The organism is Massilia sp. UBA6681, assembly GCF_002454935.1.
GTDB classification, from domain to species: Bacteria; Pseudomonadota; Gammaproteobacteria; order Burkholderiales; family Burkholderiaceae_D; genus Telluria; species Telluria varians.
Genome location: NZ_DKJX01000085.1, coordinates 89,117 through 98,333 on the forward strand (window position 1 = coordinate 89,117; position 9,217 = coordinate 98,333).

Here is a 9,217-nt window from a genome sequence, read left to right on the forward strand (position 1 = left end):
GGCTCGGTGCTCTTCGTCGGCACCAAGAAGCAGGCCCAGGAGGCCATCGCCGAGCAGGCCACCCGCGTGGGGATGCCGTACGTCAACCACCGCTGGCTCGGTGGCATGCTCACCAACTTCCAGACGGTCTCCGGGCGCCTCACGCGCCTCAAGGAGCTCGAGGAGATCGACTTCGACGACGTGGCCGGCAGCGGCCGCACGAAGAAGGAGCTCCTCGTCCTGCGTCGCGAGAAGGAGAAGCTCGAGAAGACTCTCGGCGGTATCCGCGACATGTCCAAGGTGCCCTCGGCGGTGTGGATCGTCGACACCAAGAAGGAGCACCTCGCGGTCACCGAGGCGCGCAAGCTCAAGCTGCCCGTCATCGCGATCCTCGACACCAACTGCGACCCCGACGAGGTCGACTACAAGATCCCCGGCAACGACGACGCCATCCGCTCCGTCTCGCTGCTCACGCGCGTCGTCGCCGACGCCGTGGCCGACGGTCTCATGACCCGCAGCCAGGGCGGTTCCTCCGAGGAGACCGCCGCGGCCGAGCCCATGGCCGAGTGGGAGCGCGAGCTCCTCGCCGGCGAGCAGGCCCCCGCCGAGACGGGCGACGCGGCCGAGCCGACGGCCGAGGCCGCGAACGCCGAGGAGCCCGTCGTCGAGGCCGCTCCCACCGAGCAGCCCGCCGCCGAGACCACCGAGCAGCTCGCCGCCGAGACGGGCGACGCCCCCGTCGCCGAGGCCGCGGGCACCGAGCAGGCCTGAGCCTCGGCCGGATCGACACCCTCCAACGGTTTTCGACACAGATAGGGATATCGCATGGCGAACTACACCGCCGCTGACATCAAGGCGCTCCGTGAGGCCACCGGCGCCGGCATGATGGACGTCAAGAAGGCGCTCGACGAGGCCGAGGGCGACAAGACCAAGGCCACCGAGATCCTTCGCGTCAAGGGCCTCAAGGGCGTGACCAAGCGTGAGGGCCGCAGCGCCTCCAACGGCCTGGTCACCGCGCACGTCGACGGTGGCGTGGGCACGCTCGTCGAGGTCAACTGCGAGACCGACTTCGTCGCCAAGGGCGAGAAGTTCGGCGAGCTCGCGGCCAAGGTGCTCGATGCGGCCGTCGCCGCCGGTGCCGCCGACGCCGACACGCTGCTCGCCACCGAGGTCGACGGCAAGGACGTCAAGACGCTCCTCGACGAGGCGAACTCCGCCATCGGGGAGAAGATCGAGGTCCGTCGCGTCGCGCGCGTCGAGGCCCCCAAGGTCGTCTCCTACCTCCACAAGACGAGCCCCGACCTGCCCGCGCAGATCGGCGTGATCTTCGGGTACGACGGTGACGACGCCGCCGCGCACGACGTCGCGATGCACATCGCCGCGTTCAGCCCGTCGGTGCTCTCGCGCGAGGAGGTCTCCGAGGAGATGGTCGCCAACGAGCGTCGCATCGCGGAGGAGACCGCCCGCGAGGAGGGCAAGCCCGAGCAGGCGCTCCCGCGCATCGTCGAGGGTCGCGTCAACGGCTTCTTCGCCGAGAACGTGCTCCTCGAGCAGAAGTTCGCGAAGGACCAGAAGAAGACGGTCCAGAAGGTCCTCGACGAGGCGAGCACGACGGCCAAGGGCTTCGCGCGTCTCCGCGTGGGCAACTGACCTCGCACGCCGCGACACGACCGAGCCCGCCGCCCCGATCACCGGGGCGGCGGGCTCCGTCGTCCCGCGGGACCGGGGCCGGCGACCGGCCGTGGTCACCTCGACCCTTTTGGGCTTGGGTGCCCGCGATGCGAGGATGAGCGCGAACTCGACTGACAGGGAGAAACCCGTGACCGACGACACCCCGCGTGCCTACAAGCGTGTGCTGCTCAAGCTCTCCGGCGAAGCCTTCGGCGGAGGCTCCATGGGGGTCGACCCCGACGTCGTGCGCGGCATCGCCCGCCAGATCGCCGAGGCCGTGCGTGAGGGCGTGCAGGTCGGTGTCGTCGTCGGCGGTGGCAACTTCTTCCGCGGTGCCCAGATGCAGGAGCGCGGCATGGAACGGTCCCGCGCCGACTACATGGGCATGCTCGGCACGGTGATGAACTGTCTCGCGCTGCAGGACTTCCTCGAGAAGGAGGGCATCGACACGCGTGTGCAGACCGCGATCACGATGGGCCAGGTCGCCGAGTCCTACATCCCCCGCCGGGCCATCCGCCACCTCGAGAAGGGCCGGGTCGTCATCTTCGGCGCCGGCGCGGGCATGCCCTACTTCTCCACCGACACGGTCTCGGCGCAGCGTGCCCTCGAGATCGGCTGTGACGCCGTGCTCATGAGCAAGAACGGCGTCGACGGGGTCTACGACAGCGACCCCCGCACCAACCCCGACGCCCGCCGGTTCGACCGCATCTCCTACGACGAGGCCCTCGCCCACAACCTCAAGGTCGTCGACGCCGCGGCGTTCAGCCTCTGCATGGAGAACCGCCTCCCCATGATCGTCTTCGCGATGCAGGGGGAGTCGACGATCTCCCGCGTCCTGCGCGGGGAGTCCCTCGGCACCGAGGTCTACGCGGACTGACCCGCCCCGCGCCCACCGCCGCAGGTGGGGCGGCTCCACACCTCCACTTCCCGCCGGCCCATGCCCGGCGAGAGGTGCGGACGTCTGACAGCATGGGACCCACGCGCCGATGTGCGGCGCATGGCGAGCGAACGTGAAAGGCACCCACCATGTTGGACGAGACGATGTTCGAGGCCGAGGACAAGATGGAGAAGGCCATCGAGGTGGCGAAGGAGGACTTCGCCTCCATCCGCACCGGCCGGGCGAACGCGGGCATGTTCAACAAGCTCCTCGTCGACTACTACGGAGCCCCCACGCCGCTTCAGCAGCTCGCGTCGTTCCAGACGCCGGAGGCCCGCACCATGCTCATCACGCCCTTCGACAAGGGCGCGATGGCGAACATCGAGAAGGCCATCCGCGACTCCGACCTCGGCGTCAACCCGAGCAACGACGGCCACTCGATCCGCTGCATCCTGCCCGAGCTCACGGCCGAGCGCCGCAAGGAGTACGTCAAGATGGCGCAGCGCAAGGGCGAGGACGCCAAGGTCGCGATCCGCAACGTGCGACGCCACGCCAAGGACCAGATCGACCGCTTCGTCAAGGACGGCGACATCGGCGAGGACGAGGGCACGCGGTCGGAGAAGGAGCTCGAGGCCCTCACCAAGAAGCACGTCGAGCAGGTCGACGAGCTGCTCAAGGGCAAGGAGGCGGAGCTCTCCGCCGTCTGACCGACGTCTGCGCGACGTCCCCCGAGCATGACGCGCACCCGAGCCGCGAACGAGGACGAGAGGACAGCGATGACGGTCCCCGTCGCGCCCACGAAGAAGCCACCCGGCAAGGCGGGCCGCAATCTCCCCGTCGCCATCGGTGTCGGGGTCGGGCTCGGTGGGCTCATCCTCGCCAGCCTCTTCGTCGTCCGGTGGGGCTGGCTCGTCCTCGTCATCCCCGCGTTGTGCATCGGCGTGGTCGAACTGTCCCGGGCCTTCACCTCCGGGCGGTTCTCCGTGCCCGTGGTGCCGCTGCTGCTCGGCACCGTGGCGATGCACGTCGGCGCCTACGTCGGCCGCGGGCCGGGGCTCATGGTCGCGTTCGGGGCCACGCTGCTCGCCATCGTCGCCTGGCGCAGCGTCCTCGGCATCGACCGGGCGACCCGCGACGTCACCGCCGGGGTGTTCATCGCGGCCTACGTGCTGTTCCTGTCGGCGTTCACGACGTTGATGCTCACCGAGCCCGACGGGAACCTGCGCATCACAGCCTTCGTCATCGTCACGATCTCCAGCGACATCGGCGGGTACGCCGTCGGCGTCGTCGCGGGCAAGCATCCGATGGCGCCGTCGGTGAGCCCGAAGAAGTCGTGGGAGGGGCTCGCCGGCTCGACCGTGAGCTGCCTCGCCGCGGGCATGCTCACCGTGCCGCTCATGCTCGGGGGATCCGTGTGGGTCGGCGCCCTCCTCGGGCTTCTCACGGTCGCGGCGGCGACGCTCGGCGACCTCACCGAGTCCATGCTCAAACGCGACCTCGGCGTCAAGGACCTCGGCGACATCCTGCCGGGGCACGGAGGCATCATGGACCGCATCGACTCCCTCCTCGTCACGGCCCCCGTCGCGTGGCTCGTCATGTCGCTGCTGGTGTGAGCTTCCCCGTCCACATCCGCCCCGCCCCCACCCCGTCAGGAGTCCCGTGACCGACCCGTCGAAGCCCCCGGTCCAGGTACGGCTGGAGCGCCGCCGCCCCGCGCGCGGTCAGGTGACGTTCTCCCCGCCCGGCAACCCCATGCCGCCCACGCATCTCGCGGACCTCGACATGCCCGGTCGCCTCGAGGCCGTCACGGCGCTGGGCCTGCCCGGCTTCCGGGCCAAGCAGATCTCCCGGCACTACTTCGTCGGACACACGAGCGATCCTGCCGACATGACCGACCTCCCCGCCGCCGGGCGGGAGGAGCTCGTCGCCCAGCTGCTCCCGCCGCTGCTGGACCCCGTGCGGCACCTGCGGGCCGATGCCGGTGCGACGGTGAAGTCGGTGTGGCGCCTCCACGACGGCGCGCTGGTCGAATCCGTCCTCATGCGCTACCCCCGGCGGGCGACCGTGTGCATCTCCAGTCAGGCCGGATGCGGCATGAACTGCCCGTTCTGCGCGACGGGGCAGGAGGGGTTCACCCGCAACCTGTCGACGGCCGAGATCGTCGGGCAGGTGGTCGAGGCGTCCCGGATGCTCGCCACCGGACAGGTCGAGGCCGGTGCTGCGGAGTACTCCGACACCGCCGACGCCCTCGGCGAGGAGGCCGGCGCGTTCGATGCGCCGGATGCCGACGAGACCTCCGCCGGGGCGGTGGGCCTCCACGATGGTCCGGTGCGCGTGAGCAACGTCGTCTTCATGGGCATGGGGGAGGCGCTCGTCAACTACAAGCGGGCGATCGCCGCGATCCGGCGGATGGTCGCCCCGGCGCCCGAAGGCCTCGGGATGTCGGCACGCGGCATCACGATGTCCACGGTCGGCCTCGTCCCGGGCATCGACCGGCTCGCCGCGGAGGGCATCCCCGTCACCCTGGCCCTCAGCCTCCACGCCCCGGACGACGAGTTGCGCGACGAACTCGTCCCCATCAACACGCGGTACTCCGTCGAGGAGGCCCTCGACGCGGCACGGCGCTACTTCGAGGCGACGGGCCGGCGGGTCTCGATCGAGTACGCGCTCATCCGGGACATGAACGACCAGGCCTGGCGCGCCGACCTGCTCGGTGAGAAGCTCGCCGCGCGCGGCCGCGGGTGGGTGCACGTCAACCCGATCCCGCTCAACCCGACTCCGGGCAGCATCTGGACCGCGTCCCGGCCCGGGGTGATGCAGCAGTTCGTCGAGCGGCTGCGGGCCCACGGGGTGCCGACGACCGTCCGCGACACGCGCGGCAGCGACATCGACGGCGCCTGCGGGCAGCTGGCCGCCTCGACGGCGTGACCCCGAGGGGGTCGGACGCGCGCAGGTCCCCGCTCGTGTGCGGGGGCGATCAGCGGCCGAGGTGGTGAGCGGTGACGATCTGCGCGGCCTCGGCGAGGCTGTCGACGAGGTGGAGCGCGCTCGCCATGCGCCGGTCGGCCGCCAGGGCCCGGAGGGCCGGCCACACGGGCATCGTGACCGTCCAGTGCTCCACACCGACGAGGACGAGTGGGGAGAGCTCGCTGTCGTCGTCGGCGTAGTACCGCGGCGTCACCGCCTGGAAGACCTCCTGCACCGTGCCGGCGGCGCCGCGCAGGACGACGATGCCGGCGGTGGACCGCGACAGCAGTCCGTCCTCGCGCACCGCGTTGGAGAAGAACTTGGCGACGTGGTCGCAGAAGACGTTCGGCGGCTCGTGCCCGTAGAACCACGTCGGGATCCCCACCGAGCACGTCTGGGGCGCGTCGGCCGGGCGTCGGGCGAGCAGATCGGCACGGACCTCGAGCCCGAGGGCCGCCCACGCCCCGATGTCCGGGACGAACGAGGGTACGGCCCCGAGGCGCCGCAGGGCATCGGTGAGCGCGGGTTCGTCCGGGGCGAGAGCACCGAGGTTCGCCGCCTCCATCGCCCCGGGGCCGCCGCCGGTGGCGACGACGAGCCCGTGGCGGGCGAGTCGGTGGGCGAGGCCGGCGGCCTCGGCGTAGGCCGAGTCGTCGCGCCGCAACGCGTGCCCCCCCATGACCCCGACGACCGGATGTCCGCGCAGGACCCCGTCGAGCGCGTCCTCCATCGCGACGTCGTGGGTGGCGCGCAGGACGGCGACGTACGCGTCGTGCCGCAGGCTCGCCGAGCGGCTCCACGCGTAGGCGCGTGCGTCGGGCGTGGCCCCGTAGCCGTGCTCGGTGAGCCCGGCGTACAGCTCGTCGGGGGTGTAGACGTGCCCGCGGTAGGGATCGACCGGCGCATGCGGCGCGGGCGGCAGGACGACGGCGCCGTGCCGGGTGAGGTATCGCGCGAGCGGCATCGGCAGACGCCCCCCGAGGACGACGAGGCCCTCGACGTCCCGCCCGGTGAGCAGCGCGGCGTCGTCGGTGAGGTCCAGGCCCTGGAGGCGGAGGCGTCCCAGCGGGACACCCTCGTCCAGGGCCCGGCGCAACGCCTCGATCGACTCGATGTCCATGATCGGCCATGATGCCCGGCGCCGCGCCCACGCCGGGCGGCGGGACGTATCCACCTCGTCGATCGGGCGGCGTTCGGGGGACGTGGGCGGCAGTTCAGGACGTCTGATTCGACATGCACCCGACACGGACCGCGACGACGCGCCGAGGCGCGTGTCCAGGTCCGTGAATGCCCTGGTCAGAGCCGTGTCCGGGCGGTGACGTGAACGTCACCGACTTGTGATCCCGAGCGCACGATATTTCCTTTTCGCCGGGTCGAAGGCACGAGAGGATAAGGGTGTTCGCGGGGCCGGGGGTCGTCTCCGTGGGAACTGACGGGAGACACACATCATGCGCGCACGCACCATCCTCGCGATGGGACTCACCACGCTGCTTCTGGCCGGGTCGGCGGCAGCCGCCGGCCAGGCCGACGCGGTCGGTTCCGTCACGCGCGCCGCTCACACGAGTACCGCCACCACGTCCACGGCCGCCCACTACCGCGCCGTCCAGGGCGCTCACGCGCGCCGTCAGGCCGAGGAGGCCTCGACGCTCGCGGCCGTCACCAAGGCCGTCCACGCGAGCGAGTTCACCGCCGGCGTCCCCGCCTCGCAGTACTCCGTCGTGGGCCTGCGCACGAGCGGCGTGTGGGCCACGGTCACGCTGCGGCCCGTCAAGGGTGCCGAGCTCGACCCCGCCACGGTGCTCCTCCGCCAGGCGAAGGGACGCTGGAGCGTCGTCGACCTGGGAACGGCCGAGGTCGGGTGCGAGGTCGCTCCTGCCGACGTCGTCGAGGCGCTGGGGCTCGACTGCGGCTGAGGGCACAAGACGTCCGGGATGACGAGCTGACGGCGGTGCATCCCGGTCGAGTCCACACGGCGACGTGATGGGCCCGACGGCCGGCATGGGAACAGGGGCCCGTGCCGGCCGTTCGCCGTCCGCGCCGAGAGGTCGCCGTGACCGTTCGGCGACAACGCATGTCGGGTCGCCGTATCGAGCGACGCGTAGCCGCCCCGCGACCTGCGCGGCCGGTGGAGGATGACCCCCATGAGCAACGGCGCCTACCGAGTACTCCACGACAGAAGCAGTGCGGACCCGGCGGCGTTCTGGGCCGAAGCCGCCCAGGGCGTGGATTGGATCCGCCCCCCGAAGACCGGGCTGGACGACTCCCGTCCGCCGTTCTACCGGTGGTTCTCCGACGGGACCCTCAACACCTGTTACAACGCCCTCGACCGCCACGTCGTCAACGGACGTGCCGACCAGGCCGCGTTGCACTACGAGAGCCCGGTGACGGGCACCTCGCGCACCTACACCTACAGCGAGCTCCTCGAACAGGTCGCCAAGTTCGCCGGGGTGCTCCGCGCGCTGGGCGTCGAGAAGGGCGACCGGGTCGTCATCTACATGCCGATGGTCCCCGAGGCCGTCATCGCGATGCTCGCGACGGCACGGCTCGGCGCGATCCACTCGGTCGTCTTCGGTGGGTTCGCCCCGGCCGAGCTCGCCGCCCGCATCGAGGACGCCGCGCCCAAGGTCGTCGTCGCCGCCTCGTGCGGCATCGAGCCCACCCGCGTCATCCCGTACAAGCCGTTCCTCGACCAGGCGATCGACCGGTCGAGCCACAAGCCCGACCGCTGCGTGATCCTCCAGCGCGAGCAGGTCACCGCCGAGATGACCGACCGCGACGTCGACTGGGCCGAGGTCATGGGCTCCGACGCCGTCGAACCCGCCGAGTGCGTCGAGGTCGCGGCCACCGACCCGTTGTACGTGCTCTACACCTCCGGGACCACCGGCAAGCCGAAGGGCATCCTGCGTGACAACGGCGGTCACGCGGTCGCGCTCACCTGGTCGATGCCGAACCTCTACGGCATCTCCCCGGGCGAGGTGTTCTGGGCGGCCAGCGACGTGGGGTGGGTCGTCGGCCACTCCTACATCGTGTACGCCCCCCTGCTCGCGGGTGCGACGACGATCGTGTACGAGGGCAAGCCCGTCGGCACCCCCGACGCCGGCGCGTTCTGGCGGGTCGTTGAGAAGTACCGCGTCGCGTCGCTGTTCACGGCGCCGACGGCGATCCGGGCCATCAAGAAGGAGGACCCGAACGCCGAGGAGCTGAAGAAGTACGACGTCTCCAGCCTGCGGAGGCTGTTCCTCGCGGGTGAGCGTCTCGACCCCGAGACGTACAAGTGGGCGAGCCAGATCCTCGGCGTCCCCGTCATCGACAACTGGTGGCAGACCGAGACGGGGTGGCCCATCGCGACCAACCCCGTCGGCATCGAGGAACTCCCGGTCAAGCCGGGCTCGCCCACGGTCCCCACGCCGGGTTACGACGTCCAGGTTCTCGACGACCAGGGCAACCAGGTGCCCGCCGGTACCGAGGGCTCGATCGCGATCAAGCTCCCGATGCCGCCCGGCACGCTGCCGACGCTGTGGAACGACGACGACCGCTACGTCTCGTCCTACCTGTCGGCCTACGAGGGGTACTACCTCACCGGCGACGGCGGCTACATCGACGAGGACGGATACGTCTACGTCATGGGCCGCACCGACGACGTGCTCAACGTCGCCGGTCACCGCCTCTCCACCGGGTCGATCGAGGCGGCGATCGCCGGCCACCCGGCCGTCGCCGAGTGCG

Annotated in this window: 8 protein-coding genes and 1 pseudogene; 8 read left to right on the forward strand and 1 reads right to left on the reverse strand. The window is 71.1% G+C overall.

Annotated elements, in window-relative coordinates; all coding sequences use genetic code 11:
• The 6 genes and pseudogenes from rpsB to rlmN all read left to right on the forward strand — a co-directional run.
• Window positions 1-546, forward strand: a pseudogene (gene rpsB, locus B2R83_RS15325) (30S ribosomal protein S2); the annotation flags it as partial.
• 258 nt (window positions 547-804) lie between these two features.
• The gene (tsf, locus tag B2R83_RS15330) at window positions 805-1,629 is read left to right on the forward strand and encodes a translation elongation factor Ts (protein WP_292042955.1); all 825 of its coding nucleotides are present in this window, start codon (window positions 805-807) and stop codon (window positions 1,627-1,629) included.
• Window positions 1,630-1,765: 136 nt separating this feature from the next.
• Window positions 1,766-2,527, forward strand: coding sequence for a UMP kinase (pyrH, locus tag B2R83_RS15335; protein ID WP_396837169.1), 762 nt, complete (start codon window positions 1,766-1,768; stop codon window positions 2,525-2,527).
• 149 nt (window positions 2,528-2,676) lie between these two features.
• Window positions 2,677-3,234, forward strand: coding sequence for a ribosome recycling factor (gene frr / locus B2R83_RS15340; RefSeq protein ID WP_292042958.1), 558 nt, complete (start codon window positions 2,677-2,679; stop codon window positions 3,232-3,234).
• 69 nt (window positions 3,235-3,303) lie between these two features.
• Window positions 3,304-4,140, forward strand: a complete 837-nt coding sequence (locus B2R83_RS15345) for a phosphatidate cytidylyltransferase (protein WP_292042959.1) — start codon at window positions 3,304-3,306, stop codon at window positions 4,138-4,140.
• Between the two features lie 139 nt (window positions 4,141-4,279).
• Complete coding sequence (gene rlmN, locus B2R83_RS23985; RefSeq protein WP_312718469.1) at window positions 4,280-5,455, forward strand: 23S rRNA (adenine(2503)-C(2))-methyltransferase RlmN; 1,176 nt, start codon at window positions 4,280-4,282, stop codon at window positions 5,453-5,455.
• 49 nt (window positions 5,456-5,504) lie between these two features.
• Here the strand turns inward: rlmN and B2R83_RS15355 are convergent, their stop codons facing one another.
• Window positions 5,505-6,614 carry an LOG family protein gene (locus B2R83_RS15355; protein WP_292042962.1) on the reverse strand — a complete coding sequence of 370 codons (1,110 nt, stop codon included), beginning with the start codon at window positions 6,612-6,614 and terminating at the stop codon, window positions 5,505-5,507.
• Window positions 6,615-6,942: 328 nt separating this feature from the next.
• On the opposite strand from B2R83_RS15355, the gene B2R83_RS15360 reads away from it, so the two are divergent.
• Together B2R83_RS15360 and B2R83_RS15365 are read left to right on the forward strand one after the other, a co-directional pair.
• Window positions 6,943-7,407: a hypothetical protein gene (locus tag B2R83_RS15360; RefSeq protein WP_292042963.1), complete on the forward strand. Its 465-nt coding sequence runs from the start codon at window positions 6,943-6,945 to the stop codon at window positions 7,405-7,407.
• A 228-nt stretch (window positions 7,408-7,635) separates the two neighbouring features.
• Window positions 7,636-9,217 (forward strand): AMP-binding protein (locus B2R83_RS15365; RefSeq protein WP_292042964.1); only part of this gene is annotated, 1,582 nt, incomplete at its 3' end.